25 protein-coding genes are annotated in these 25,502 nt (G+C 71.9%); 16 read left to right on the forward strand and 9 right to left on the reverse strand.

Annotation, left to right across the window (positions count from 1 at the left end; translation table 11 throughout):
* Window positions 1–358 precede the first annotated feature (358 nt).
* The 9 genes from BN159_RS03675 to BN159_RS03715 all read left to right on the forward strand — a co-directional run bounded on the left by BN159_RS03675 (window position 359) and on the right by BN159_RS03715 (window position 10,061).
* Window positions 359–2,476, forward strand: a complete 2,118-nt coding sequence (locus tag BN159_RS03675) for a hypothetical protein (RefSeq protein WP_015655554.1) — start codon at window positions 359–361, stop codon at window positions 2,474–2,476.
* A gap of 86 nt (window positions 2,477–2,562) precedes the next feature.
* A complete protein-coding gene (gene pelF, locus BN159_RS03680) occupies window positions 2,563–4,053 on the forward strand; it encodes a GT4 family glycosyltransferase PelF (RefSeq protein WP_015655555.1) in 1,491 nt (496 codons plus the stop codon).
* Complete coding sequence (locus BN159_RS03685; protein ID WP_015655556.1) at window positions 4,050–5,405, forward strand: hypothetical protein; 1,356 nt, start codon at window positions 4,050–4,052, stop codon at window positions 5,403–5,405. Before pelF ends, BN159_RS03685 begins: the two co-directional genes overlap by 4 nt.
* Window positions 5,406–5,438: 33 nt before the next feature.
* Window positions 5,439–6,440 carry a GDP-mannose 4,6-dehydratase gene (locus BN159_RS03690; RefSeq protein ID WP_015655557.1) on the forward strand — a complete coding sequence of 334 codons (1,002 nt, stop codon included), beginning with the start codon at window positions 5,439–5,441 and terminating at the stop codon, window positions 6,438–6,440.
* A gap of 33 nt (window positions 6,441–6,473) precedes the next feature.
* Window positions 6,474–7,187: a nucleotidyltransferase family protein gene (locus tag BN159_RS03695; RefSeq protein ID WP_015655558.1), complete on the forward strand. Its 714-nt coding sequence runs from the start codon at window positions 6,474–6,476 to the stop codon at window positions 7,185–7,187.
* A gap of 7 nt (window positions 7,188–7,194) precedes the next feature.
* A complete protein-coding gene (locus BN159_RS03700; RefSeq protein ID WP_015655559.1) occupies window positions 7,195–8,088 on the forward strand; it encodes an NAD-dependent epimerase/dehydratase family protein in 894 nt (297 codons plus the stop codon).
* The gene (locus tag BN159_RS03705; RefSeq protein WP_015655560.1) at window positions 8,085–8,744 is read left to right on the forward strand and encodes a spherulation-specific family 4 protein; all 660 of its coding nucleotides are present in this window, start codon (window positions 8,085–8,087) and stop codon (window positions 8,742–8,744) included. Before BN159_RS03700 ends, BN159_RS03705 begins: the two co-directional genes overlap by 4 nt.
* Window positions 8,744–9,526, forward strand: a complete 783-nt coding sequence (locus BN159_RS03710; protein WP_015655561.1) for an endo alpha-1,4 polygalactosaminidase — start codon at window positions 8,744–8,746, stop codon at window positions 9,524–9,526. Before BN159_RS03705 ends, BN159_RS03710 begins: the two co-directional genes overlap by 1 nt.
* A gap of 28 nt (window positions 9,527–9,554) precedes the next feature.
* Window positions 9,555–10,061, forward strand: a complete 507-nt coding sequence (locus BN159_RS03715; protein WP_015655562.1) for a hypothetical protein — start codon at window positions 9,555–9,557, stop codon at window positions 10,059–10,061.
* Window positions 10,062–10,110: 49 nt separating this feature from the next.
* On the opposite strand, the gene BN159_RS03720 is transcribed toward BN159_RS03715, so the two are convergent.
* The 7 genes from BN159_RS03720 to BN159_RS03750 form a co-directional block, all read right to left on the reverse strand.
* Window positions 10,111–11,334 carry an RNA-guided endonuclease InsQ/TnpB family protein gene (locus tag BN159_RS03720; protein WP_015655563.1) on the reverse strand — a complete coding sequence of 408 codons (1,224 nt, stop codon included), beginning with the start codon at window positions 11,332–11,334 and terminating at the stop codon, window positions 10,111–10,113.
* A gap of 255 nt (window positions 11,335–11,589) precedes the next feature.
* The gene (locus BN159_RS03725; RefSeq protein WP_015655564.1) at window positions 11,590–12,969 is read right to left on the reverse strand and encodes an endo-1,4-beta-xylanase; all 1,380 of its coding nucleotides are present in this window, start codon (window positions 12,967–12,969) and stop codon (window positions 11,590–11,592) included.
* Between the two features lie 157 nt (window positions 12,970–13,126).
* Window positions 13,127–13,774 (reverse strand): SRPBCC family protein, encoded by a 648-nt coding sequence (locus tag BN159_RS03730; RefSeq protein ID WP_015655565.1) that lies wholly within the window; start codon window positions 13,772–13,774, stop codon window positions 13,127–13,129.
* The gene (locus tag BN159_RS03735) at window positions 13,767–14,120 is read right to left on the reverse strand and encodes an ArsR/SmtB family transcription factor (protein WP_015655566.1); all 354 of its coding nucleotides are present in this window, start codon (window positions 14,118–14,120) and stop codon (window positions 13,767–13,769) included. The genes BN159_RS03730 and BN159_RS03735 overlap by 8 nt, the downstream gene beginning before the upstream one ends.
* A 53-nt stretch (window positions 14,121–14,173) precedes the next feature.
* Entirely contained in the window at window positions 14,174–14,959 is a 786-nt protein-coding gene (locus BN159_RS03740) for an alpha/beta fold hydrolase (RefSeq protein WP_015655567.1), read from the reverse strand.
* A gap of 72 nt (window positions 14,960–15,031) precedes the next feature.
* Window positions 15,032–16,180, reverse strand: a complete 1,149-nt coding sequence (locus tag BN159_RS03745; protein ID WP_015655568.1) for an RNA polymerase sigma factor — start codon at window positions 16,178–16,180, stop codon at window positions 15,032–15,034.
* A complete protein-coding gene (locus tag BN159_RS03750; RefSeq protein ID WP_015655569.1) occupies window positions 16,173–16,586 on the reverse strand; it encodes a YciI family protein in 414 nt (137 codons plus the stop codon). Before BN159_RS03750 ends, BN159_RS03745 begins: the two co-directional genes overlap by 8 nt.
* A 326-nt stretch (window positions 16,587–16,912) precedes the next feature.
* Here BN159_RS03750 and BN159_RS03755 point away from each other — a divergent pair, with 326 nt between their 5' ends.
* The 6 genes from BN159_RS03755 to BN159_RS03780 are packed head-to-tail and all read left to right on the forward strand — an operon-like array spanning window position 16,913 to window position 22,150.
* Entirely contained in the window at window positions 16,913–18,322 is a 1,410-nt protein-coding gene (locus BN159_RS03755) for an ATP-binding protein (protein ID WP_015655570.1), read from the forward strand.
* A complete protein-coding gene (locus tag BN159_RS03760) occupies window positions 18,322–18,744 on the forward strand; it encodes a roadblock/LC7 domain-containing protein (protein WP_015655571.1) in 423 nt (140 codons plus the stop codon). Before BN159_RS03755 ends, BN159_RS03760 begins: the two co-directional genes overlap by 1 nt.
* Window positions 18,741–19,103 carry a DUF742 domain-containing protein gene (locus BN159_RS03765; protein ID WP_015655572.1) on the forward strand — a complete coding sequence of 121 codons (363 nt, stop codon included), beginning with the start codon at window positions 18,741–18,743 and terminating at the stop codon, window positions 19,101–19,103. Before BN159_RS03760 ends, BN159_RS03765 begins: the two co-directional genes overlap by 4 nt.
* On the forward strand, window positions 19,075–19,683 hold the full coding sequence (locus BN159_RS03770) for a GTP-binding protein (protein WP_015655573.1): 609 nt from the start codon (window positions 19,075–19,077) through the stop codon (window positions 19,681–19,683). Before BN159_RS03765 ends, BN159_RS03770 begins: the two co-directional genes overlap by 29 nt.
* Complete coding sequence (locus BN159_RS03775; protein WP_015655574.1) at window positions 19,680–20,918, forward strand: cytochrome P450 family protein; 1,239 nt, start codon at window positions 19,680–19,682, stop codon at window positions 20,916–20,918. Before BN159_RS03770 ends, BN159_RS03775 begins: the two co-directional genes overlap by 4 nt.
* Window positions 20,915–22,150, forward strand: a complete 1,236-nt coding sequence (locus tag BN159_RS03780) for a cytochrome P450 family protein (RefSeq protein ID WP_015655575.1) — start codon at window positions 20,915–20,917, stop codon at window positions 22,148–22,150. The genes BN159_RS03775 and BN159_RS03780 overlap by 4 nt, the downstream gene beginning before the upstream one ends.
* A gap of 131 nt (window positions 22,151–22,281) precedes the next feature.
* Here the strand turns inward: BN159_RS03780 and BN159_RS03785 are convergent, their stop codons facing one another.
* Window positions 22,282–23,775, reverse strand: coding sequence for a helix-turn-helix domain-containing protein (locus BN159_RS03785; protein ID WP_015655576.1), 1,494 nt, complete (start codon window positions 23,773–23,775; stop codon window positions 22,282–22,284).
* Window positions 23,776–23,903: 128 nt separating this feature from the next.
* On the reverse strand, window positions 23,904–24,782 hold the full coding sequence (locus BN159_RS03790) for a MerR family transcriptional regulator (RefSeq protein WP_015655577.1): 879 nt from the start codon (window positions 24,780–24,782) through the stop codon (window positions 23,904–23,906).
* Between the two features lie 93 nt (window positions 24,783–24,875).
* On the opposite strand from BN159_RS03790, the gene BN159_RS03795 reads away from it, so the two are divergent.
* Complete coding sequence (locus BN159_RS03795) at window positions 24,876–25,496, forward strand: L-threonylcarbamoyladenylate synthase (protein ID WP_015655578.1); 621 nt, start codon at window positions 24,876–24,878, stop codon at window positions 25,494–25,496.
* Window positions 25,497–25,502 lie beyond the last annotated feature (6 nt).

Below are 25,502 nucleotides of genomic sequence, written 5' to 3' on the forward strand. Positions count from 1 at the left end.
CTGCGGCCGCCCTCCCCGCGTGGTCCAGACCTCCGGAAGACGCGCCGGCGGGCCCGAGTGGCCCGCCGGTGCGCCGCGCAGGCCCCCGGCCAGCGCTCCAGGCATCTCGCGCCGCCGCCCGATCGCCCCTCGACCGGGCCCCGGCACGTCATGTTCCGCACGTAAGTGACCAGTTGGACACCTGCGCTTTTCCGTCATGTTTCGCAAGACGACCACGAAAGCTACACACAGACACCACCATGTGACGCGACGGATGCGTCGACGACCGGCTACTGAGGGGGGCTCGGCGTCGCGCAAGGGGGTGCGTCCGCTCGCTGTGAGCAGTGCCCACCCCTGCCCGGGGAGGGGACAAAACCGCATGAAGCGGATCTTATGCACCACCGCGCTGACGGTGGGCGCGCTCATCGCCGCGCTCGGCCTGCCGGCCGGGGCGGCCCAGGCCGACACCAGACCCCGTATCGATCTGCGGGTGCTGGTCGTCAGCGACGGCGGTCCGTCGACGGACGCGATAGCCGCCGAACTGGAGGTGGCGGGAACCCCGTACACCGAGATCGACCTCACCAGCGCCGACCGGCCGGTGATCGACGCGGAACTGCTCGCGGACACCGTCGACGGCCGGCCCCGGGCGAAGTTCCAGGCGGTCGTGCTGCCCAGCGACAACCCGTTCGCGGCCGGATCGGCCGAGATGGCCGCCCTGGTCGCCTATGAGCAGACGTACGACATCCCGCAGGTCGACGCCTACACCTACGCGCGTCCAGAGGCCGGGCTGAAGTACCCCGTCGAGGGCGGCTACGCGGGCAGCGCCGACGGGATGCGGGCGGAGGTCACGGCGGCCGGGCTCGCCGGACCCTTCGGATATCTCGACGGTGCGGTGCCCTTCGAGGACAACTCCCCCACCGTGGGCGAGAGTTACGCCTACCTGTCGACGCCGGTCGCCGGTGCCGACTTCACTCCCTACGTCGAGGCGACGATCCCCGGGACGCAGCGGCGGGGCTCGCTGGTGGGCGAGTACCGGCACGACGGGCGCCGTGAGCTGGTCGTCACCTTCGTCTACAACCAGTACCAGCAGCAGTTCCGGCTGCTGGCCCGCGGAATCGTGGAGTGGCTGACGGGCGGGGTCCACCTGGGCGCGTCCCGGAACTACTTCGCCGTCCATGTGGACGACGTCTTCGCCGCCGACGACCGCTGGAACACCGAGCTGAACTGCACTCCCGGTGACGTCGACTGTCCCGAGGGGGCGGGTACGCCCGACCCGATCCGGATGACGCCCGAGGACGTGTCCTACGCCGCCGACTGGCAGGACAGCCACGGCTTCACGCTGGACCTGGCCTACAACGGCGCGGGCAGTGTCGAGCACCGCGAGGACCACGGCGGCGCCGACCCGCTCGCCGACCGGTTCCTCGCCGAGCGCGCCCGGTTCCGCTGGCTCAACCACACCTACACGCACGCCTTCCTCGGCTGCGAACAGGACACCACCGTCGTGCCGTGGCGCTGCGCCACCGAGGCCGACGGCAGCGTCCGCTGGGTGAGCCGCAACGCCATCGCCGACGAGATCGCCACCAACCGGGTCTGGGGCCAGAACGCCGGACTGCCGCTGGAGAACGACGAGGTGGTCACCGGGGAGCACTCGGGCCTGCGGGTGCTGCCGCAGCAGAGCGACGACAACCCGAACCTGGCGCTCGCGCTCGACGACACCGACATCGCCTGGCTCGGCTCCGACAACTCCCGCGAGCCCGGACAGCGGCAGGTCGGCCCGGCGGTCACCGTGCCCCGCCACCCGATGAACGTCTTCTACAACGCGGGCCGGGCCGCCGAGCAGGTCGACGAGTACAACTGGATCTACACCGGCCGCGCCCAGGGCGGCAGCGGCATCTGCGAGGACAACCCGGCGACCTCCACCTGTCTGGACCAGCCGCTGGACACCGCGACCGGGTACGCCGAGTACATCGTGCCGCTGGAGACGCGGACGGCCCTCGGCCATGTCCTCTCGGGCGATCCGCGGCCGCACTACATCCACCAGTCGAACCTCGCCGAGGACCGCATCGCCTATCCGGTGCTGAACGGCGTACTCGACGGCTACGCAGGGTTGTTCGCCACCGACACCCCCGTGGTGAATCTGCGCATGAAGGACATCGGCGTCGAGCTACAGCGCCGTACGGCCTGGCAGGCGGCGCTGGACGACGGACAGGTCACGGCCTACCTGATCGGTGACACGGTCACCGTCGAGGCCCCGGACGGGGTCGCGGTCACCGCGACCATGCCCACCGGCACCACTCTGGCCGGCGCCGCGTTCGGCGAGCCCTACGCCGGTGAGCGGTCGGGGTGGACGCCGTCCGCCGGGACCCCGCTCACCCTGAGCCTGCCGTCGTCCGCGCCTCCCGCGCCCACGGCCTCGGGCACCGACTCGGCGACGGTCACGGACCCGGCGCCCGACACCTTCGTCCCGCGAGGGACGAGAGAGCCCTCGGCGAGCTGAACGGCGCACCGCACCGAGGTCCCGGCCGCCCACCGCGCCGCCGGGACCGGAACGACCACCCCACACCTCGGCCGTGGAGCCCATGGATGCACGTTCACCACGGCGCGCGACGCTCGGACGCGACGCGTGTCACCCTGCTCACCGAAGGCACCTACCCGCACAGCCACGGCGGCGTGAGCGTCTGGTGCGACCAGCTCGTGCGCGGCATGCCGGACCTGGAGTTCGACGTCGTCGCCGTCACCGGCACCGGCCATGAACCCGTCGTATGGGAGCTGCCCTCCCAGGTGTCCCGCGTCTGGTCCGTGCCGATGTGGGGCGCGCCCCCGGAGGGCGAGCCGCCCCGCGGGCGGGCGCGGCGGCGGCTCGCCCACTCCTACGAGCGGTTTCTCGCCGCGCTGCTCGACCCCTGCGCCGAGGACGGTTTCGCCCCCGCGCTGTACACGATGGCGCGGGCCGCGGCGGACGGCACCCTCAGCCCTTTTCTCCGCGGTGACCGGGCGGTCTCGGTGCTGGCCTCGGTGTGGAACCGCCCCGGTCTCGTGGTGCGGGAGGCCCGGCCCTCGCTGCACGACGCGCTGACCGCCACCGGACTGCTGGAGCACGCCCTGCGCCCACTGACCGCTCCAGTGCCCAGCGACGGCGTGACCCACGCGGTGAGCGGCGGAGTCGCGGTCCTCCCCGGACTCGCGGCGCTGGAACGTCACGGCACTCCGCTGCTGCTGACCGAGCACGGCGTCTACTTGCGTGAGCGCTATCTCGGCTACCGCACCGCTCCCTATCGCTGGCCGGTGAAGGCCGTGGTGCTGGGCTTCTTCCGGCTGCTGGCGGAGGAGACCTACCGCAGGGCCGCGCTGATCACGCCGGGCAACCGCTACAACCGGCTGTGGGAGGAGCAGGGGGGCGCGGCACCGGAGTCGATCCGGACCGTCTACAACGGCGTGGATCCGGCGGCGTTCCCGCCCGCCGGGCCCGAACCGGAGGGGCTGACCCTCAGCTGGGCGGGCCGGGTCGACCCGATCAAGGACCTGGAGACCCTCATCCGCGCGTTCTCCCTCGTACGCGAACAACTGCCGGACGTCCGACTGCGGTTGTTCGGCGGGACTCCTCGCGGCGGTGAGGCCTACCGGGAACGCTGTGAGGCGCTGGCCGCCGAGTTGGGGCACGCGGACGCGGTGACCTTCGAGGGCCGGGTCGACGACATCAAGGACGCCTACGCGGCGGGGTCCGTCGTGATGCTCTCCAGCATCAGCGAGGGCTTCCCGTTCACGCTGATCGAGGCGATGTCCTGCGGCCGGGCCACCGTGTCCACGGACGTCGGCGGTGTCCGCGAGGCCGTCGGCGACACGGGGCTCGTGGTGCCGCCGAGGGATCCCGCCGCCATGGCGGCCGCCGCGCTGGAACTGCTGGCCGCGCCCAAACGGCGGGCGGCGATGGGCGAGGCGGCCCGGCTGCGAGTGATCGAGCAGTTCACCCTGCGGCGGACCATCGACACCTTCCGCGCCATCTATCAGGACCTTCCCTACATGGAACGGGTGTTGACACCGGAGTCGGAGCCGGAGAGGAGCCTCGCCCTATGAGCGGCCCCATGGCTCTCGAACCCGGCGGCACCGGGCAGGACACGCTCGCCCTCCGCCTCGCCGACGACTCCACCCTGGCGCTGCGGCTCCCGGACCGAGGCACGCACCGCGCCGAGGTGGACGGGCTGGCCGCCGAACTGGCCGACCGGATCGGCCCCGCCGTCCATCCCTACGAGGTGGCCGCGCTGCTGGAGTCGGAGGGCCTGACCGCCGCGGTGGTCAAGGAACGGTACGGGCACCGCGACATCTTCACGCTCGCCTCCGCCCTGTACGAGCGGGTCCCCCGGTCCTTTCCGGAGCCCACCCCCACGGCCGACCCCTGGCGGCCCGACCATGTGCGCTGTCTGCTGCGCGGGGTGCTCTTCGCGCTGCCCGGCCTCGCCTACCTCCTCGCGGCACCGCTGTGGCACGCCTCGGAGCACGCCACGGCACTGATCCTGGCGGGGCTCGTCTCCTGGGCGTGGGGGCAGGGGCTGGGCCACCGGGCCCACCTGCGCCGGGCGGTGGGGCGCCGCGAGGCGGGCCGTACGCTGCTCCTCGGCGCTCCGGTGGGCGCGGCCCTGGCTACAGCCTGCGCCGCGGTGCCCGCGCAGGGCGGACCGGTCACCCTGCTCGCGGCGGCGCAGTCGGTCTATCTGGCCGCGGCGGGCGTGCTGTTGGTGCTCGGCGCGGAGTGGCTGTTGCTGGCCGCGCTGAGTCCGCTGATCGCCGGTTCAGCCGTACTGCCGTGGTGGGAGCCCGGCCAACTGCTGCGCGCCGGGCTGCCCTTGCTCGCACTGCTCGCCACTCTCGCCGTCACCGCCCACGCCCTGCGCTCCGCCGTCACCGCCCCGGCCGCCACCGGCGCTCCCCCGCCACCGGTCCACCGGTCGCTGCCGTACGGCCTGTTCGGGCTCGCGGCCGCGATCCTGGTGCTGCTGGAGGGCCGCCGGCATCCGTACGCGGTGATCGCGCTGACCGTGTCCATGGGTCCCGCCGAGTGGCTGCTGTACCGCTACCGGGGACTGTCCGTCGGCGCCCTGCGCGCAGCCGCCACTCCCCTCGGATTCCTGTGGCGCTCGGCCGGAGTCCTCGGCCTGTGCCTGCTCGCCTATCTCCTGCTCCTGCTGCCCGCGGCGCTGCTCACCGACAGCGATCCGGTGGCGCTGCTGCCGCTCGCGGCCACCTTGTGGACGGCGCTGCTGCTCCAGGCGTTCGGTACGGCCTGGCCGCCGGCGGCGATCTGCCTGACCGCCGCGGCCTGCGCCGCCGCCGTGCCCCCGGACCACCTCTGCCTGCCCTACGGGGCGGCGGCCCTGTGTCTCGCGCTCTGTGTGCTGCGGACGCTGGGCCGACCCGCTCCCCATGTCTGAGTCCCGTTTCAACCCTCCGGAAGGACCCCCGAGTTGACCTCCGCACCGCTCGCCGCCGTCACCGGAGCCGAGGGTTTCATCGGCTCCCACCTCACCGAGACGCTCGTCGCCTCCGGGCACCGGGTGAGGGCGATGGCCCAGTACAACTCCTTCTCCTCCTACGGCTGGCTGGAGACCCTGGCACCGGACGTCCTGGAGCACGTCGAGATCGTCCTCGGCGACGTCCGGGACCCCGGCTCGGTCCGCGGCCTGATGGAAGGCGCCGACTGCGTCTACCACCTGGCCGCCCTCATCGCGATCCCGTACTCCTACCAGGCGCCGCACAGCTACGTGGACACCAACGTCACCGGCACCCTCAACGTGCTGGAGGCCGCGCGCGCCCTCGGCACGCCCCGCCTGGTGCACACCTCCACCAGCGAGACCTACGGCACCGCGCAGACCGTGCCGATCACCGAGGAGCACCCCATCAACACCCAGTCCCCGTACGCCGCTTCGAAGGCGGGCGGCGACCGGCTGGCCGACAGCTACCACGCCAGCTTCGGCACTCCCGTGGTGACGCTGCGGCCGTTCAACACCTTCGGTCCGCGCCAGTCGATGCGGGCCGTCATCCCCACGGTGATCGGCCAGGTCGCCGCCGGGGAACGGACGATCACCCTCGGCGATCTGCGTCCCACCCGGGACTTCACCTACGTCAAGGACACCGCGCGGGCGTTCCTCGCGGTGGGCACCGCGCCCGCCGAGCAGGTGGTGGGCCGCACCCTCAACGCCGGTACCGGCGGCGAGATCTCGGTCGGCGACCTGGTCGCGCTGATCGGCAAGGTGATGGACACCGCCCTCGACGTGCGGGAGGACACCGAGCGGCTGCGGCCCGCCGCCTCCGAGGTGATGCGGCTGGTCGCGGACGCCTCCCGGCTGACCGCGGCCACCGGCTGGCAGCCCGCGCACACGCTGGAGGAAGGGCTCGCCCACACCGTGGAGTTCTTCCGCGACCCGGCCAATCTGGCCCGCTACAAGACCGGCATCTACAACATCTGAACCCCCCACCCGTTTCATGAAGGAGCAGTCCCCATGCACGCAGTGATCCTGGCGGGCGGCAAGGGCGTCCGGTTGCGGCCCTACACCACGGCCCTGCCCAAGCCGCTCGTCCCCATCGGCGATCAGCACGCCATCCTGGAGATCGTGCTGCGCCAGCTCTCGGCGTCCGGCTTCACCCACTGCACCCTCGCCATCGGCCATCTCGGGGAGATCATCCGCGCCTACGTCGGCGACGGCTCGCAGTGGGGCATGAACGTCTCCTACGCCACCGAGGACAGCCCCCTCGGCACGATGGGCCCGCTGCTGGCGTTGCGCGACCAACTGCCGGAGACCTTCCTGGTCATGAACGGCGACATCCTCACCGATCTCGACTACGCCGACGTACTGCACCGGCACCGGGAGTCGGGCGCGCCGCTGACCATCGCCACCTACGCGCGCAAGGTGCACATCGACTTCGGGGTGCTGACCACCGACGCCAGCCGGGTGGTGGCTTTCACCGAGAAGCCGAGCATGGACTACCGGGTCTCGATGGGCGTCTACGGCCTGTCCCGCGCCACCCTCGACTCCTACACCCCCGGCCTGCCGCTCGGCTTCGACGAGCTGGTCCTGGATCTGCTGGCGGACCAACGCCCGCCGTACGCCTACGAGTTCGACGGGTACTGGCTGGACATCGGGCGGCCCGACGACTACGACCGGGCGAACGCGGAGTTCACCAGCCGCAAGTCGCTTCTGCTCAAGGGAGCCTGAGCACCGTATGCGCATTCTCGTCCTGGGCCGCACCGGCTATCTGGGCGGCCATGTCGTCGAGCGACTGCGGGCCCTGCCGGGCACGCGGGTGCTCGGCGGCGGGCGCTCCGCCGACGCCGACCATCGCATCGACCTCGCCTCGGCCGACCCCGAACAGCTGGCGAAGACCCTGGCGTCGGCGGCACCCGACGCCGTGGTCAACTGCGCCGGAGCCGTCGCGGGTGACGCCGTCACGCTCGCCGAGGTCAACACCCGTGGCCCCGCCGTGCTGTGCGCGGCGCTGCGGGCGGTGGCACCGGCGGCGCGCCTGGTCCATCTGGGCTCGGCCGCCGAGTACGGGCCCGGCGCGCCCGGCGTTCCGGTCACCGAGTCGGCGCCGACCAGCCCGGTCGGCCCGTACGGCGCGACCAAGCTCGCGGGCACGGCCTGCGTGATGGCCTCCGGCCTCGACGCGGTGGTCCTGCGCGTGGGCAACCCGGTAGGGCCGGGCGCACCGGCCGCCGGGCTGCCGGGCCGGGTCGCCGCACTGCTCCGCGAGGCGGGACCCGGCCCCGAGGCGGTGCTGCGGCTCGGCGATCTGTCGGCCTACCGCGACTTCGTCGACGTACGGGATCTGGCGCGCGCGGTGGAGCTGGCTGTGCGGGCGAGCGGGCCGCTGCCGCCCGTGCTGAACATCGGCGGCGGGGCGGCGGTGCGGGTGCGCGAACTGGTGCACTCGCTCGCCGAGTTGGCGGGGTTCCGAGGCCGGATCGAGGAGTCCGCACCCAGCTCGGCGCGCTCGGCTCAGGTGTCGTGGCAGTGCTCGGACATCACCGCCGCGCACGACGCCCTCGGCTGGCTGCCCGCCCACACCCTGGAGGAGTCTCTGCACGCTCTGTGGGAGGGCGGCCGAGCACCGTGAGTCTGCTCATTCCGCTGTACGTCCATCCGGCCGAGGACCCGGGCGCCTGGCACCGGCTGATCTCGGGCGCCGCCCGCACCTACGGGGTGGTCCTGAACCCGGCGAGCGGACCGGGCCGGGAGCCGGATCCGGCGTTCACGGCGGCGGCTTCGGCGCTGCGTACAGCCGGGGCCCGGCTGCTCGGATACGCGGACACGGCCTACGGGCGCCGTGATCCGGCGGAGGTCGTCGCGGACGTGCGCCGGCACCGGGAGTGGTACGCGGCCGACGGCTGCTTCCTCGACCGGGTGCCCGCCGAACGGGCCGGGCTCCCCGGGTGCCGGAAGATGGTCCGCTCCGTCCGGCGGGCCGGCGTGGACACCGTCGTACTCAATCCGGGCGTCCATCCGGCCCCCGGATACACCCGGCTCGCCGATCTGACGGTCACCTTCGAGGGCCACTGGTCGACCTACGTCTCGGCGTTCAGCCGCCCGGCGTGGACCGCCCGGCATCCGGCCGAGCGGTTCTGTCATCTGGTGTACGGGGTGCCGGAGGCGCTGGTGCCGCTCGCGGTGCGCACGGCGCACGATCGGGGTGCCGCGGTGTCGGGGCCGGTGACGGGCGAACAGCCCAATCCCTGGGCCGGGTTGACGCCCGCGCTGTCGGGGGTGGAGTGATGAGGAAGGCCGCGGCCCTGACGGCGGCGCTTCTCACCCTGGCGGCGCTGGCCGGTTGCTCGACCGACGACGACAGCCGCGGGCCACGCTGGCGGCCGCGCCCCGGACTGGCCTGGCAGTGGCAGCTCGACGGCCGCGTGGACCCCTCCGTCGACGTACCGGTCTACGACATCGACGGCTTCGAGAACTCCGCCGCGGACGTGGCCCGGCTGCACCGCGACGGACGCAAGGTGATCTGTTACGTCAACGTCGGCGCCTGGGAGGACTTCCGCCCCGACCAGGACGCCTTCCCCGACTCGGTGCTGGGCCGCCCCAACGGCTGGAAGGGCGAGCGCTGGCTGGACATCCGGCGGCTGTCCGTGCTGCGGCCGATCATGGAGCGCCGGTTCGACATGTGCCGCGACAAGGGCTTCGACGCGATCGAGCCCGATCTGCTGGAGGGCTACGGCAACGACACCGGGTTCCCGCTCACCGCGCGCGACCAGCTCCGGTACAACCGCATGATCGCGGACCTGGCCCATCGGCGCGGCCTGTCGGTGGGGCTGAAGAACGACCTGCCCCAGATTCCGCAGCTGGTGCACCACTTCGACTTCGCGGTCAACGAGGAGTGCGCCCAGTTCGACGAGTGCGGGGAGCTGAAGCCGTTCATCACCGCGGGCAAGGCGGTCTTCCATGTGGAGTATGCCGAGCCGACCGCCGCCTTCTGCCCGGACTCCCGACGCCTGAAGCTGTCGTCGATGCGGAAGAAGTTGGAGCTGGGGGTATGGCGGGCGCCGTGCTGACCTGCGCGGCACTCCGTAAGGTGGGTGCATGACCGAGGTGGAAATACAGGTGGTGCAGTTGCTCGTGTCGCCCGGGCACCGGCTCGCGGGGCGGCCCGGCGACGGACTGCCGCCCGAGGGCGAAGGGGAGCTCGTGGCCCGGGCCCAGGTGCGTGAGGGCCTCGGTCTGCTCGGGGACCGGTACTTCGGGAAGCCGGCCCATCGCGATGCCTCGCTGACCCTGATGTCCGAGGAGAATCTGCCCGTCGGCATCGACCCGGCGGTGGATCTGCGCGGCACCCGCCGCAACGTCCTGCTGCGCGGCGTCGACATCGACGCCCTCGTCGGCTCGGCCGTCAGCCTGGACTGCGGATTCGGCCCCGTCACCTTCGCCCTGAACCGTCCGGCCCGGCCGTGCGCGTGGATGGACGTGACCATCGGGCCCGGCGCCCAGCGCGCGCTGCGCGACAAGGGCGGGGTGCGATGCACCCCGTTGTCCGACGGGGTGCTCGCGGTGGGCCCGGCGAAGTTCCGGGTGCTTCCCCCGGAACATTGAATCCTCTCCCTCGTGGACGACTCCGTTGGGGACGAGGGGGATTCCTGGCTCAGGCTGCCGCCGGGGACGGTGTCCCAGGTGGTCTTATGCCCTCGACACCAGCCGGGAGGAGACCAGCCCGGTGGAGCATGACGCGGGCGGAGTTCTTGTCCCGTGGTTTCACGGTTCCGCACGCGGTGCAGGTGTAGGTGCGCATCCCCAGCGGCAGGGCGTGCTTGGCTCTCGCTCCGCACTGTCCGCAGTCCATCGTGGTGTACGCGGGATGCACCAAGTGCACGATCCGGCCGTGCTTGCGGCCCATGTGGATCAGGGCCTGCTTGGTGGCGCCGATGGCGGCGTCCGCGGCCTTGTTGGCCATCGTGGTCCTGGCCAGGAACTTCGGCTTGAAGTCCTCCACGGCCAGCGCGTCGTGGTCGGCGACGATCCGCTTCGCCCACTTCCTCCCCGTGTCCTGACGTTGACGGGCGACCTTCTTGTGCGCCTTCGCCCGCAGCCTCTTCGCCTCTCGGTAGCCCTTCGAAGCAGCGCAGCCCTTCTGCGGTTTGCGTCGGGCCATCATCCGGTCATAACGGCCCAGCTTCGCCTTGGACTTCTTCCCGTGGGCGGGGTGAGGCAGATCGTGCGGGCCGGAGGTGGTGGTGGCGACCTGGGTGACGCCCCAGTCGATCCCGATCACCGCCCCCGTGTCCGGGAGCGGTTCCACGGTGGCCGGAACGACGAAGCTCGCGTACCAGTGGCCCAGAGCATCCTGGTGGACGCGGACGCTGGACGCCTCGGCGGGCAACGGACGCGACCACACCACACGCACGACGATGCCGCCCGCCAGGTACAGCCGCCCGTCCTTCAGACGGAAGCCGTTCTTCGTGTAGTTGAGGCTGGGCAACGCCTCACGCCGCTTCTTGTACCTGGGCATTTGGGCCCTGCGGGTCTGCGGCAGCCGGTCGGTGATGTCCTTGAGGGCCTTGGCCCGGGAGCGGCCGAAGTCGCGGATGATCTGCTGCTGCGGCACCGACGAGCCCGCACGCAGCCACGCAGTACGCGCCCTCGCCTCGGTGAGCATCTTGTCCAGCTGAGCCGGACCACACGTCCGCCGGTCTTCCGGATGGGCCTGGTTGTGCAGGTGGAGGGCCTTGGACTTGGCCACGCACTCGTTCCAGACCCAGCGACACCGCCCCCACTCCTGCCTCAGCGCCGTACTGGCGGTGGCCGACAGGCGCAGCCGGTACGTGTACCGGGCATGCCCCACCCCATCGCTCACCGCCCGTGCCGTCATACCCGCCCCCCTTGCCCCACGTCCCGGCCGGTTTTCCCACCCCGCCACGGGAGCGTACGTACGAGATCCGCACGCCCGCACCCTTCCTTCCGCGATCACCCCGAAAGGCGAACACGGGCACGCGCGTTCGCCTTTCCCGGCTCCGCCGGACCGGGCGTGACGGGCGCTCCGCGCCCGGGCTCCCGGATGCGGCGACGCTCCGCGTCGCTGTCACGGGATGCAGTTCCTCCCCACAAGAATCAGGTGAACAGCCGGTCAGGACGCCGTACAGGAACCCAGCACCGGCGCCGAGTTGTTGCCGTTCTTCATCACGGTGAAGCCGAAGCTGGTCGACGCCCCGGCGGCGAGGCTGCCGTTGCCGTTCGGACGCATCGTCATCACGTTGCCGGAACTGTCCCAGGTGGGCGAGCCGTTCCAGGTCGCGGAGATCTTCTGGGGTGAGGTGACCGTGACGGTCGTCGTCCAACTCGTGATGGCCGAACTGCCCGCGGTGACGGTCACCCTGCCGTTGAAGCCGTCATTCCATTCCTCCGCCTTGCTGTACGTCACGGAGCAGGACGCGGTCCCGCCACCGCCGCCGCCTCCACCGGATCCGCCGAGCGCGGTCAGTACGGCCGTATAGGCGGGCTTCTTGGCGTAGTTGCCATCGAACAGCAGGGGTGTTCCGGAGGCACGCCAGGAGTACTTGTCGGTGACGCCCCAGACAGTGATGCCGGTGCAGCGGCTCACGGCAAGGCAGGCCCGTACGACATTGCTGTAGCTGTTGGCCTGGGCGGTGCCGGAGCCCTCGATGTCGAGTTCGGTGATCTGGACGTCGACGCCGAGATCGGCGAAACGCTGGAGATTCGCCTGGTAATCGGAGGGCACGGGTGAGGCGCTGTTGAAGTGGGACTGGAAGCCGACGCAGTCGATCGGCACGCCGCGCGCCTTGAAGTCGCGGACCATGTTGTAGACGGCATTGCTCTTCGCGTTGACGCCGTCGGTGTTGTAGTCGTTGTAGCAGAGCTTGGCGGCCGGGTCGGCGGCGCGGGCGGTGCGGAACGCCTCCTCGATGAAGCCGTTGCCGAGCTTGTCCTGGAAGGGCGAGCTGCGGCGGGCTCCGCTGGAGCCGTCCTGGAAGGCCTCGTTGACGACGTCCCAGGAGTGGATCTTGCCCTTCCAGTGGGTCATCACCTGGGTGATGTGGTTGTTCATCGCCGATCTGAGGTCGGCGGTGGCCAACGAACCGACCCAGCTGGGCAGTTGGGAGTGCCACACCAGGGTGTGGCCGCGGACCTTCATGCCCCGGCTCTGGGCGTGGTTGACGATCTGGTCGGCGCTGCCGTAGGAGAACGAGCCGCGGCTGGGCTCGACGGCGTCCCACTTCATCTCGTTCTCGGGGGTGACCGAGTTGAACTCGGTGTTGAGCGTGTTCGCGTACGCGGACTCACCGAGGTGGTTGGCGGCGACGGCGGTGCCGAAGTAGCGGCCCTTCTCGGCGGCCGCCGCGCCGAGGGTGCTCGCCGCCTGCGCGGTGCCCGTCAGAGCGGTGACACCGGTGGCGGCGAGCAGGCCGGCGAGGCCGAGGATGAGTGCGGTGCGCGGGCGGGGGTGCGGACGTTCGGGGGCCTTGCGGATGGTCGTGCGGGGGGCCATCTCGTCCCCTTCCTTCCGAAAGTTTCGGACATGTTTCCGAATGGCGTCGCAGACCATACGGGCGGCCTGATACACCGTCAATGCCCCGAGCGACCGTCCGTCCCAGTTGGCTCATATTCCTCGGCAGCCACTTGCCCGCTCGAAAGTTTCGACCGTCTCAGGCGGGAGGTTCGGCGCCGGTGTAGAAGGCGATCGTCGCCTTCGTGGTGGACTCCACGGCCCGCGGATCCGCGCCGGAGGCCGTGTACGCGGCGCCCCACAGTTCGCCCGAGCGGGTGTGGGCCGCCTTGCCCTCGTCGGACATCGCCCATTCCTGCGCCTTCTCCGGGCCGGCGAAACCGCCACCGGCGAGATGCATACCGAGCCCGAGCAGCACCATGTCCCAGCCGACCCCGGTGGCGCCGGGCCCGAACTGGCCCCAGAACTCCTCGGGGACGACGGCGACATGCTCCAGTTCGAGGACGGTGCGCTCCGCGCCCTCCGCGGTCAGGCGCACGACGACCTCGCTGAAGCCCGGGTCGGGGCCGAACAGCCAGCTCACGCGCAGCAGGTTGGGTTCGTCGCACTGGAGGATCTCGCCTCCGGCCTGCCCTTCGAACTGGTAGCGTCCGCCGACCTTGAACTCGCCGCTGACCGGCAGGAACCAGCGGGCGATGCGCTCGGGGGTGGTCACCGCGTTCCACACGTCGGCGACGTCGGCGTCGTAGGAGCGCCGCAGCAGCACCGTACGGGCGTCTCCGGCCTCGACCTGCCGGGTGCCGACCTCGCGATGCAGTCGATTGATCTCGTCGATGAAGTCAGTCATCCTCGTTCACTTCCTCTTGGCGTCTGCGCTCGCGCCTGCCTCGCGCGAGTTCCGTCCCGAGCGCGTCGAGCCGCTGCTCCCAGAAGCCCCGGAACCGCTCCAGCCAGTCGTCCACCTGGCGCAGCGGAGCGGCGTCCACGGCATACAGCCGCCGGGTGCCCTCCGCCCGCACGGACGCGAAGCCGTTCTCCCGCAGCACCTTCAGATGCTGGGACACGGCCGGCTGCGAGATCCCGAACTCCTCCCGGATCACGGCACTGATCTCGCCCGATGCCTGCTCGCCCACGGCGAGCAGCTCCAATATCCGGCGCCTGACCGGATCCCCCAGAACATCGAAGGCGTGCACGTGGCCGACTATGCCACCCGTGGCTTATATAAGGCAACTCTTAAATAGGGGGTTCAGGCGGCTGCGGGCGCCGTCACGAAGGAGTCGATCGCCGCGGTGAGTTCCGCCGGCCGTTCCACCGGGAGTTCGTGGCCCGCGTCGATGATGCGCACCACGGCGTCGGGGCAGGCCTTCGCCATCCGCAGCATCTGGGTGACCGGCAGCTGGATGTCGTGGTAGCCGTGCACCAACAGGGTCGGCGTGCGGATCTCACCGAGGCGGTCGAGGACGTCGAACGCGCGCATGGCGCCGTACAGCGTCATGACCACCTCGCGCGGGGTGGCCGCCGAGGCACGGATGTACTCGCGGATCTCCGCGCGGGGGTAGCCGGGGGCGAAGGCGCGCTGGATGTTGGTGGCGACGAAGAGCTTGTAGGGCACGAGGGTCGAGGCGGCCATCAGCAGCCCGCGGCCTCGGCTGTACGTCATCCGGCTGATGGAGTTGACCAGCACCAGGCGCTCGACCCGCTCGGGGTGGGCGAGGGTGATGGTCTGGGCGATCATCCCGCCCATCGAGTGGCCGACCAGCACGCACCGCTCGATCTCCAGATGGTCGAGGAGGGCGAGGACGTCGGCGGCCAGCTCCGCGATGGTGCGCACGCCCGCCCCGCTGCTGTCGCCGTGCCCGCGCAGGTCGAGCCGGACCACTCGGCGCCGCTCGGCGAAGTGGGCCGTCTGGTGGTCCCAGCGGTGCCGGTTCGCCGTCCAGCCGTGGACGAGAACGAGGGGCACCTCGGCGCTGTCGCGGGGGCCCTCGTCGTCGTAGGTCAGCGTGGCGCCGTCGACTGTGAGCTGCGGCATGAGGGCCTCCTGCGTGCGGTCCGGTTACTCGCGAGTACGGTAACCGGTCGCCGGGCTCGCGTCACTGGTCCTTCAGAACTCTCGCAGGCGGGCGTTGAGCCGGGCGGCCTGGCGGGTCAGGTGGGCGACCTCGGCGAGGTTGGGCGCCTTGCGGGCCGCCTCGGAGTACAGCCGTGCCGCCGTGCGCAGATCGCCGTCGCGCTCGTGGAGGTAGGCGGCGACCGCGGTGTAGCGGGGCAGGGAGTCGTCCAGGGCCGCGAGCGCGGCCAGCCCGGCGCGGGGGCCGTCGGCCTCGCCCACGGCGACCGCGCGGTTGAGGCGGACGACCGGGCTGTCGGTGAGCTGGGTGAGTTCGTCGTACCACTCGACGATCTGCACCCAGTCGGTCTCCTCGGCGGTGGGGGCGTCGGCGTGCAGGGCGGCGATGGCGGCCTGGGCCTGGAACTCGCCCAGCCGGTCTCGGGCGAGCGCCGCCTGGAGGATGTCGACGCCCTCGGCGATCAGCGCGGTGTCCCATCGGCCGCGGTCCTGCTCGGCGAGCGGCACCAGGCTGCCGTCGGGCGCGGTGCGGGCGGCGCGACGGGCGTGGTGGAGCAGCATCAGGGCGAGCAGCCCCGCCACCTCGGGATGGTCGATCACGGCGGCGAGCTGCCGGGCGAGCCGGATGGCCTCCGCGGCGAGATCCAGGTCGCCGGAGTAGCCCTCGTTGAAGACCAGGTAGAGGACGCGCAGCACGGTGGCGACATCGCCGGGCTGGTCGAACCGCACCTCGGAGACAGTGCGCTTGGCCCGGCTGATGCGCTGCGCCATGGTCGCCTCGGGCACCAGGTAGGCCTGGGCGATCTGCCGGGTGGTGAGTCCGCCGACGGCGCGCAGGGTGAGCGCGACCGCGGAGGCCGGGGTCAGCGACGGGTGGGCGCACAGGAAGTAGAGCTGGAGCGTGTCGTCGGTCCCGGGGGCGGGCCCGGCCGCCGGTTGTTCGTCGAGGAGGTCCTCGCGCCGACGCCGGGCGGCGTCCGCACGGGTCGCGTCGAGGAACTTGCGCCAGGCCGCCGTGACCAGCCAGCCCTTCGGGTCCCGCGGCGGATCGGCGGGCCACACCCGCAGCGCCTCGATCAGCGCTTCCTGTACGGCGTCCTCGGCCGCCGCGAAGTCCGCTCCGCGGCGGCCGAGGACACCGATCACACTCGGCGTGAGGCTCCTCAGCAGGGCCTCATCCATGGCAGTCCGTGGTGGGATTCGCGGCCAGGAAGGGGCGCAGCTCCAGCCACTCGTGGATCGGCTTGCCGCCGGCGCCGGGGGCGGCCGACAGTTCTCCGGCGAGTTCCACGGCGCGCTCGTAGGTGTCGACGTCGATCACCATCCACCCGGCGATCAGGTCTTTGGTCTCGGCGAACGGACCGTCGGTGACCGGCGGGCGCCCCTCGCCGTCGTAGCGGACCCAGGTCCCCTCGGGGGCGAGCGCCTGGCCGTCGACGTACTCGCCGGTCTTCTCCAGCCGGTCCGCGAAGTCCCGCATGTACTGCATGTGCGCCGAGATCTCCTGCGGCGTCCACTGGTCCATGGGCACGTCGTTCGCCGCCGCCGGGGCGCCGCGGTAGTGCTTGAGCAGCAGGTACTTCGCCATGGTGGCTCTCCTTGGTACTGGTGCGACCCATTGTGGTCGCGTGCACCCCTGGGACGCAGCCGGAGACTCGTTCTCGACATCGGCGCGGAAACAGTCCCAAGATTCTTTTTCGGCCCGGTCGTCGGTGGTCGAGTCGGGTGTCAACTCGCCGTAGCCGTACGGCAATTCAGACAGTTGACGCAGAAGTGAACAGAGCGCGGGCAGATTCGGAGCGAAGTACGCGTCGACCGTGCGAGAGCGGTCGATGACGGTGTGTACTGTGCTGCGAGCGCCTCGTGAGGGGTCCTCGCCCTCACCCCTGCCCACTTCTCTGGATACCGAATTCGATGATCGAACTACCGGACCTGGCCCTCGGTGGACTGGCCGTCGGCACGCTGTCCGCGTTCGCCCTCGGCGGCGGACTGCTCCGGTCGCGACGGCAACGGGCCGTGCAGCGGGACGAGATCGCCGCACTGCGGGCCCATCTCGACGGCGTGGTGCAGACGTTCGCGGCGGAGATCGAGCACCTCGCGGCGAAGCGTGTGCCGGCCGCCGCCCGTCAGCTCGCGCACCCGCATGTCGCGGTGCCGGGCCCCCTCCAGCTCCGGGCGGCCGGGTCCTCGCTCGGCGTGGCGATGGAGAACGTCCTGAGCCAGCTGCGGGTCGAACTGACCGCGCAGCACCTGCGCGTGGACGCCGCCGCACAGGCCGGGATGCGCGGCGCCACCCGGGAGATCCAGGCCGCGCTGTACCGCCTCCAGGACGCGCTGCGCGGCCTCCAACAGAGCTACGACGACCCCGAGTTGGCGCAGACGCTCTTCGAACTCGACCACGAGAACGAGCAGTCGCTGCGGCGCGCCCAGGTCGCCGCGGTGGTGTGCGGGGCCTGGGTGGGCCTGGCCCGCGAGGAGTCCCATCTGGTGGACGCGGTGACCGGTGGCCAGGCCCGGCTCGCGGGCTACCACCGGGTCCGGGTCAACAACCACCTCACGGCGGGCACCGCCCTGGTCTCGCACGCCGTCGAACCGGTCGCGATCATCGTCGCCGAGCTGCTGGACAACGCGCTGCGGCACTCCGCGCCGGACACGGAAGTCGTGGTCAACCTGGAACACGTCCACCACGGCGTGTGCGTCACTGTCGACGACGCGGGCCTCGGCATGACGCTGGACGAACGCGAGCGCGCCCAAAGGCTGGTGGCCGGTTCCGAGCCGATCCTCCTCACCGACCTCGGGGATCCGCCGCGGATGGGGCTCGCCGCGATCGGCCAGCTCACCCGGCAGTTCGACCTGACCGTGGACCTGTCCTCGCCCTCGCCGTACGGCGGAGTCCGGGCGGTGCTGCGGGTCGACAGCCATCTGCTCACCAGGATCGACCCCGAGGACCGGCCTCCGGCCGCCAGCGCCCCGCGCCCCACGCGCCGGGCGGAACCCGAGCCGACGCCCGCCCCCACCCCCGCGGCGGACACCGGCCACGACTATGTCGCCGAACCCGACGACACCCCGGCCGACACCAGGCACCACGGGACCCAGCCCGCCGCCGACCCCGACGGGCTGCCGCAGCGCCGGCGCCGCAGCAGAGCGGCCGCCGCAGCGGACGTACCCGAACCGCGCACGCCCGCCCGGCGGCCCGAGGAGTCCGCCGCCGCGCTCGGCGCGCTCCAGGCCGCCACCGCGGCGGCGCGCTCCGCGGCCCACGAGGACACCGCGGCCACCGACCACGACACCGAGCACGACGACCACGAGGGGGGAACGGCCTGATGACCGGCCGCGAAGCAGGAGACACGGCGTGGGTTCTGGATCCGATCCTCGAGGTGCCGCATGTCGTGGCCGCCGTGCTGCTCACCCGGGACGGCCTCGTCACCGGGTACACCGACAGGCTCACCCAGCCGTCGGCCGAGCGGGTGGCCGCCATCACCAGCACCGTGCAGGGGGCCTGCCGTACCGCCGCGGCCGCCTTCGCCGACCGGGAGCGGGCCGAGGTGCGCCAGGTCGTCATCGAGTCGGACCACGGGTACGTGCTGATCGTGCCGACGGACCACGGCACCTGTGTCGCCGCGTACGGCGATGTCGAGGTGCGCCTTGACCTGCTGGCGCACCGGGTGCACTCGCAGGTGGCGCGGCTCGGCGAGAAGGCGATGGCCGCCGCACCCAGAGGGACCGACGGCGGCGCGCCGGAATGACCGGCCGCCCGGGCGGCCGTCCGCTGGTCCCCGCGTATCTGTCGACCGGCGGCGTGGCCCGGCCCAGCCGCCCCCAGCTGGAGCGGCTCTCGGTGCTCTCCGGCAGCGGCGAGCCCGCGCCGACCGGTCTGACCGCCGCCGAACTGGCCCTGCTGGACGCCTTGGACGGCGGCTCCCTGACGGTGGTGGAGGCCGCGGCGCACTTACGGCTGCCGGTCTCCGCCGTACGGGTGCTGGCCGGTGCGCTGCTGGACCGGGACCTGGTCCTCGCCCGCGCCCCTATCCCGACCGCCGAACGCTTCGACCCCGACCTGCTGAAGAGAGTGGCCGATGGCCTTCGCGCCCTCAAGCACGACTAGCGGCATCCACCTGCCCGAGGACGCCCGTGACCTGGTGAAGATCCTGGTCGCGGGCCCCTTCGGGGTGGGCAAGACCACGCTGATCGACTCCGTCTCGGAGATCCGGCCGCTGCACACCGAGGAGCGGCTCAGTGAGGCGTCCGCGCCGGTGGACGACCTGGCCGGGGTACGGGAGAAGGCGACGACCACGGTCGCCATCGACTTCGGCCGGATCAGCCTGAACGGCGGGATCGTGCTCTACCTGTTCGGCACACCCGGCCAGGAGCGGTTCCGCTCCCTGTGGGACGACATCGCCTACGGCGCCCTCGGCGCGCTGGTCCTGGTGGACAGCCGCCGCATCGACGCGTCCTTCGACGTGCTCGGTCTGGTCGAGGAGAGCGGACTGCCCTACGCCGTCGCCTTCAACACCTTCCCTGACTCGCCGGGCCACTACACCGAGGAGCAGTTGCGCGCCGCACTGGACCTGGAGCCGGGCACGCCGATGGTGACCTGCGACGCGCGCGACACCAACTCCTCCGTGGACGCGCTGCTCGCGCTGGTCCAGCATCTGATCGACCGCCACCCTCCGGAGACCCGGTGACCACCTACCCCACCACCCAGCAGACCTTCTCCCGCTCGGCGCCCGTACGCCTGTGGGAGGACGGCTTCGCCCTCGACCCGTATCGCTACTACGCCGATCTGCGCGCCCAAGGTCCGGTCGGCTGGGCCGAGTTGGCGCCGGGCGTGCCCGCGTACGTGGTCACCGACCGGCGGGCGGCGCTGGATCTGCTGCACGACACGGAGACGTTCTCGCACGATCCGCGGCCCTGGGAGGCGACGGTCGCCGACGACTCGCCGGTGCTCGGCATGATGCGCTGGCGGCCCAACACCCTGTTCGCCGACGGCACCGCGCACGTCCGCTACCGGACCGCCCTGCTCGACGCCTTCGACCGGGTCGAACCGCACGATCTGCGGTCCCGGGTGCACCGCGCGGTACGGCTGCTGGTGGGGCGGATCGGACCGCGCGGCAAGGCGGACCTGGTGGTCGACTTCGCCCGGCCGCTGATGGCGCTGGTCTTCAACGACCTGTTCGGTCTCCCCGACAGCGCGAGTGACCGGCTCAACTCGGCACTCGGCAAGATGATGGAGGGCGGCGCCGAAGCGGCCGAGGGCGAGGCGGAGTTCGGCGGCTATGTGCTGGAGCTCATCGCGGCCAAGGCCGAGCGGCGCGGCGAGGACCTGCCGAGCTGGCTGCTGGACCATCCGGCGGGACTCACCCCCGAGGAGGTCACCTGGCAGGTCTTCCTCACTCTGGGCGCCGGGCACGAGCCGACGGCGAACCTGGTGTCCAACGCGCTCTCCCGCATCCTCGGCAACCCCTCCTACTACTCCACGCTGACCAGCGGGGCGCGCCCGGTGATGGACGCCGTGGTGGAAGTGCTGCACCACGAGACGCCGCTGGCGAACTACGGCATCCACTACGCCCGCACCCCGGTGACCTTCCACGGCGCGTGGATCAGGGCCGCGGTCCCGGTCGTCATCTCCTACGGGGCGCTCGCGCACGCCGCCGAGCAGGACCACGGCGCCCGGCGGCACCCCGGGGACGCCTCCCATCTGTCCTGGTCGGCGGGGCCGCACGCCTGCCCGGTCAAGCAGCACACGCTGCTCATCGCGACGGAGGCGATCGAGCGGCTCACCCAGTGGCTGCCCGATCTCGACCCCGTCCTGCCGCGCGAGCGCCTGACCTGGCGGCCGGGTCCGTTCCACCGTTCGCTGACCGGCCTGCCCGTGCGGTTCAGCCCTCGCTCCCCCGATCTGCCTGGAGGCCCCTCGTGACCGTCACCGACCGCACCGAACGCTTCGCCCTCGACCCGTTCGGCTCCGACATCGCCGCCGAGTCGGCCCGGCTGCGCGCCCTCGGCCCGGTCGTGCCGGTCGACCTGCCCGGCGGCATCCCCGCCTGGGCGCCCACCGGTTACGACACCCTCAAGCAGCTCATCCTCGACGCGCAGGTCAGCAAGGACCCCCGCAAGCACTGGCGGCTGTGGCCAGAGATCGGCGAACACCCCTCCTGGGGCTGGATCCTGGGCTGGGTCGGCGTGGTCAACATGCTGTCCACCTACGGCCCCGACCACACCCGGCTGCGCAAGCTCGTGGCGCCCAGCTTCACCCAGCGGCGCACCGAGGCGATGCGGTCCCGGGTGGAGACGATCACCGCGGAACTGCTGGAGAAGGTGGCCGGCTCCGGCGACGGCACCGTGGACATCAAGGCGGCCCTCGCCCACCCCCTCCCCCTGCGGATCATCTGCGAACTCTTCGGCGTGCCGGACGAGTTGGTGCCCGACACCACCCGGCTGATCGCGGCCATCATGGACACCTCGGACCCGTCCCCCGAGCACGCCGCGTCCGTGCAGCAGCAGATCGGCACGGTGCTGCCCGCGCTGATCGCCCACCGCACCGAGCACCCCGGGGACGATCTGACCACCGAGCTGATCCGGGTGCGGGACGAGGACGGCGACCGGCTCAGCGACGAGGAACTGCTGTACACGCTGCTGCTGGTGATCGGCGCCGGGTTCGAGACGACGGTGAACCTCATCGGCAACGCGGTCGTCGCCCTGCTGCGCGACCCCGGGCAACTGGCGGCCGTACGGTCCGGGGAGATCGGCTGGGACGCGGTCGTCGACGAGACACTGCGGGTGCACCCGTCGATCGCCTCGCTGCCGCTCCGGTTCGCGGTCACCGACATCGAGATCGCGGGCGTCACGATCCCGGCCGGGGACGCCATCATCACGACGTACGCCGCGGCGGGCCTGGACCCTGAGCACTACGGTCCGAACGCGGACTCCTTCGACGCCGCGCGCGGAGCCGACGACCACATGGCGTTCGGTATCGGTGTGCACCGCTGCATCGGCGCGCCGCTGGCCCGGGTGGAGGCCATGACCGCGCTGCCCGCGCTGTTCGACCGGTTCCCGGGGATGCGGCTCGCCGTCGACGCGGACGAGCTGCGACAGGTGCCGTCGTTCATCGCCTTCGGCTGGCAGGAGATTCCGGTGCTGCTCGGCGACTGACACGTGCGCGGTACGGGGCGCGGGGGCCGACCGGTCCCCCGTTCCGGTCGCGCCCCCGCGGCTCGTCGAACTTACGCGGCGGGCAGGGTGCTTGTGAACCGTATCGATGCCCGCTGACGGGGGCTCGGGGCTCACCCGTGCACAAGCGAGTCCGTTTCATCCTGATTCACCCCGCGCAGAAGGGGCTGATCGAGGTCGCCGGACGCCAGATGAGCGAGCACGACCTCGTACAGGTCACCGCCGCCGGCGAGGAGCTGCCGCTCGAGGACGGGTTCCGCGGCGCGGACGTGTTCCCGCACGGTCTGGGCGTGGACACCGAGGGCCTGCGCGGCGCGTTCGGCGTTGCCGCCCTCCGCGATCCAGGTGCGCAGGGTGCGGCGCAGGTCGCGGGTGTCGGTGTCCAGGCGGGACAGCAGGTCGTGGGCCCAGGTACGCATCGCGGGTCCGGCGAACAGCTCACCCGCCTCGGCGGGCTCGGCATCGGGGTCGTGCTCGGGGTGCTCCTGGGTGTTGAGCGCGAGGTGGACGACGGCGCGGGCGGTGAGGTCGGTGAAGTCCGTGCCCAGCAGCGTCTCCGCGCGCTCCATCCGGGCGCGGACGGTGTTGCGGCTGACGCCGAGGACCTTTGCCGCGCTGACCGCAGTGAACTCCAGGCCGAGACGGGTGGTGGCGAGCAGCTCGGCGCGGGTGTGGTGGGGCAGGCTGTCCAGCGGCCGCAGCACGCGGGCGGTCCAGCCGTGCAGCCCGGCGGGGTCCATCAGCCGCTCGGGGTGGGTGCGTTCGGCGTACACCGCCGCCTGGTCGGGCCGGAAGTGGGCCACGGCCAGCGCGCTCACGGCCTGACCGTAGGCGGTGGCGGTCCGGGCGAGGCTCTGGCGGGCGCTGCCGCCGAGGAAGACCCGAGGGCGGGATCCGATCAGCGAGCGCAGGACGGCGGCCACACTGTCCCTGGGTGTCACGACGATGACATGCCCGTCCATCGCCGGGCAGCGCACGACCAGCGCCTGTTCCGCCGTCGCGTCCAGGCACTCCTCGACGAGCCGGTCGCGTTCCTCGGGCCGGCTCTCGACGACGTAGACACAGGCACTGTCGGTGTCCAGCAGTCCCGGCCACAGGCCCGCGGCGACCCGGCGTGCGGAGACGGTGTCCTCCACCATGAGCAGCTGAAGGATCGCCAACCGCAGGTCGGAGGTGGCCTGGTGGAGCCGGTGCACGGAGTCGGTGGCCTGGTGGGCCCTGAGCAGCAGTTCGAGGACCTGGACGGTGTGCGTGACGATCTCGGTGGCGCGCCGGTCGAAGGGGGCCGTGCGGGACACGGTCAGCACGCCCGCGGGTGCCGCCACGCGGACCAGCCGCAGATGGCGGCCCTGTCCCTCCCAGGCCGCGGAGGCGATCCGCCCGGCCACAATGTCCCCGAGCAGCGCCTCGAACGGCCCGCTGTCCAGGGCGGTTCCGGCGAGTACGGTGCCGGTTTCGTCGTGCAGACAGGCCGTGCCGTCGACGGCGTCCGCGAGCCAGTCGACCACGTGCCGTACGCTCTGCCCGCCCGGTCGCAGCAGGTCCAGCAACTCCCGCTCCCAGGCCCGCTCCTCCTTGGCGCGGATCCTGTCCTCTCGGCCACCCACCTTCGGCCTTCCCTCACCTTTCGTCCCCGTTACTGCTGTACCGCTTCGGGACGTTACCGCACCGCCGCCCACCGGGCGCCCGGCGTCCACACCGAGGACGGGTCCCCACCTCCCACGGCTTCAGACGTTCAGGCGGCCCGCGCCCGCAGAGCCGCCACGGTCCAGCGGATCACCGGGGTGTGAGGTTCCGGCGGCGGCCAGTCGTTGATCACCGCGAGCAGCTCGAAGTACCGGTCCCGGCGCGGATCGTCGGCGGATTCCAGGCGCTGGAGCAGATCAGGGCCGGTATCGGCAGTCAGTGCCGCTACGGCGGGGTCGGCGTCCCGGGAGTCGGGAGCGATCCCGGCCGCCAGTGCCGGTCCCGCGTGCCGGTGGGCGAGCGCCACGGCGTCCGGGAGCGGTGGGCAGGAGGCGTGCCGCACGTGATACTCGGCCAGCCGGCGTACGGCGTCCCGGAAGTCCGGGTCGAGGGAGAGTTCCGCCAGCTCCAGCCAGGCCTCGGCCTGGGCCTGGGTGGGGTCGTCGGGCGGCTCCGGGGTCATCGAGCGCCGGATCGCGAAGTGGGCCGGGACCTCGTCGAGGACCGAGTCGAGGAACTCGTCCACCAGGCGGCGGCGTTCGATCGCGGTGAGGCGGGCGAGATGGTGCATCCGTCGTAGCTCCTCGGGTGTGGTGGGGGTGCGGGCGGCCACGGCCGTGAGGACCGCGCGTCGCAGGTGCAGGGCGCTGATCTGGGCGTCCAGGGCGGCCGCGTGCCGGGCGGCGACCTCGTCCAGGGGCAGTTCCCGGTCGAGGATCCGCCGGATCGTGGCGAGCCCCAGGCCGAGTTCGCGCAGGGTGCGGACGAAGGCGAGGCGGGCCACGGCCTCGGGGGTGTAGCGGCGGTAACCGGCGGGAGTGCGCTCGGCGGGGGTGACGATGCCGCGGTCGGAGTAGAGCCGGACCGTCTTGACCGTCAGGCCGGTGCGGCGGGCCAGTTCGCCGATCGAGAGGGTGTCGCCGTTCATGCGCCAAGTCTCCGGTCTCCCCCGGCGGGAGACTCAAGGGGGCCGGGGCCCGCCCTGCGCGTCGCGGGCGGGCGCAGGGCATACCCTCGGCAAATGGCCAAGTACTTCGATGTGCACCCCGAAAACCCCCAGCCGCGGGTCCTCGCGCAGATCGCCGACAGCGTCCGCGCCGACGCGCTGATCGCGTATCCGACGGACTCCTGCTACGCCCTGGGCTGCCGACTGGGCAGCCGCGACGGAACGGACCGGATCCGGGCGATCCGCCGCCTGGACGACCGGCACCACTTCACCCTGGTGTGCCAGGACTTCGCGCAGCTCGGGCAGTTCGTGCAGATCGACAAGGACGTGTTCCGCGCGATCAAGGCCTCCACGCCGGGCAGTTACACCTTCATCCTGCCCGCGACGCGGGAGGTGCCGCGGATGCTCCAGCACCCGAAGAAGAAGACGGTCGGAGTGCGCATCCCCGACCACGTGGTGACCCAGGCGATCCTCACCGAGCTGGGCGAGCCACTGCTGTCCAGCACGCTGCTGCTGCCGGACGAGGACGAACCGATGACCCAGGGCTGGGAGATCAAGGACCGCCTCGACCATGTGCTGGACGCGGTGGTCGACTCCGGGGAGTGCGGCACCGAGCCCACCACGGTCATCGACTTCTCCGGCGGCGAGGCCGAGATCGTACGGCGCGGGGCGGGCGACACCACACGGTTCGAGTGAGGGCGT

Origin of the sequence: Streptomyces davaonensis JCM 4913, assembly GCF_000349325.1 — a bacterium.
GTDB lineage: Bacteria > Actinomycetota > Actinomycetes > Streptomycetales > Streptomycetaceae > Streptomyces > Streptomyces davaonensis.

Bases quoted from the DNA above. Each gene is read 5' to 3' on its own strand.
- BN159_RS03675 (WP_015655554.1), top strand. From the start codon at position 359: ATGAAGCGGATCTTATGCACCACCGCGCTGACGGTGGGCGCGCTCATC.
- pelF (WP_015655555.1), top strand. From the start codon at position 2,563: ATGCACGTTCACCACGGCGCGCGACGCTCGGACGCGACGCGTGTCACC.
- BN159_RS03685 (WP_015655556.1), top strand. From the start codon at position 4,050: ATGAGCGGCCCCATGGCTCTCGAACCCGGCGGCACCGGGCAGGACACG.
- BN159_RS03695 (WP_015655558.1), top strand. From the start codon at position 6,474: ATGCACGCAGTGATCCTGGCGGGCGGCAAGGGCGTCCGGTTGCGGCCC.
- BN159_RS03700 (WP_015655559.1), top strand. From the start codon at position 7,195: ATGCGCATTCTCGTCCTGGGCCGCACCGGCTATCTGGGCGGCCATGTC.
- BN159_RS03710 (WP_015655561.1), top strand. From the start codon at position 8,744: ATGAGGAAGGCCGCGGCCCTGACGGCGGCGCTTCTCACCCTGGCGGCG.
- BN159_RS03715 (WP_015655562.1), top strand. From the start codon at position 9,555: ATGACCGAGGTGGAAATACAGGTGGTGCAGTTGCTCGTGTCGCCCGGG.
- BN159_RS03720 (WP_015655563.1), bottom strand. From the start codon at position 11,334: ATGACGGCACGGGCGGTGAGCGATGGGGTGGGGCATGCCCGGTACACG.
- BN159_RS03725 (WP_015655564.1), bottom strand. From the start codon at position 12,969: ATGGCCCCCCGCACGACCATCCGCAAGGCCCCCGAACGTCCGCACCCC.
- BN159_RS03730 (WP_015655565.1), bottom strand. From the start codon at position 13,774: ATGACTGACTTCATCGACGAGATCAATCGACTGCATCGCGAGGTCGGC.
- BN159_RS03740 (WP_015655567.1), bottom strand. From the start codon at position 14,959: ATGCCGCAGCTCACAGTCGACGGCGCCACGCTGACCTACGACGACGAG.
- BN159_RS03745 (WP_015655568.1), bottom strand. From the start codon at position 16,180: ATGGATGAGGCCCTGCTGAGGAGCCTCACGCCGAGTGTGATCGGTGTC.
- BN159_RS03750 (WP_015655569.1), bottom strand. From the start codon at position 16,586: ATGGCGAAGTACCTGCTGCTCAAGCACTACCGCGGCGCCCCGGCGGCG.
- BN159_RS03755 (WP_015655570.1), top strand. From the start codon at position 16,913: ATGATCGAACTACCGGACCTGGCCCTCGGTGGACTGGCCGTCGGCACG.
- BN159_RS03760 (WP_015655571.1), top strand. From the start codon at position 18,322: ATGACCGGCCGCGAAGCAGGAGACACGGCGTGGGTTCTGGATCCGATC.
- BN159_RS03765 (WP_015655572.1), top strand. From the start codon at position 18,741: ATGACCGGCCGCCCGGGCGGCCGTCCGCTGGTCCCCGCGTATCTGTCG.
- BN159_RS03770 (WP_015655573.1), top strand. From the start codon at position 19,075: ATGGCCTTCGCGCCCTCAAGCACGACTAGCGGCATCCACCTGCCCGAG.
- BN159_RS03790 (WP_015655577.1), bottom strand. From the start codon at position 24,782: ATGAACGGCGACACCCTCTCGATCGGCGAACTGGCCCGCCGCACCGGC.
- BN159_RS03795 (WP_015655578.1), top strand. From the start codon at position 24,876: ATGGCCAAGTACTTCGATGTGCACCCCGAAAACCCCCAGCCGCGGGTC.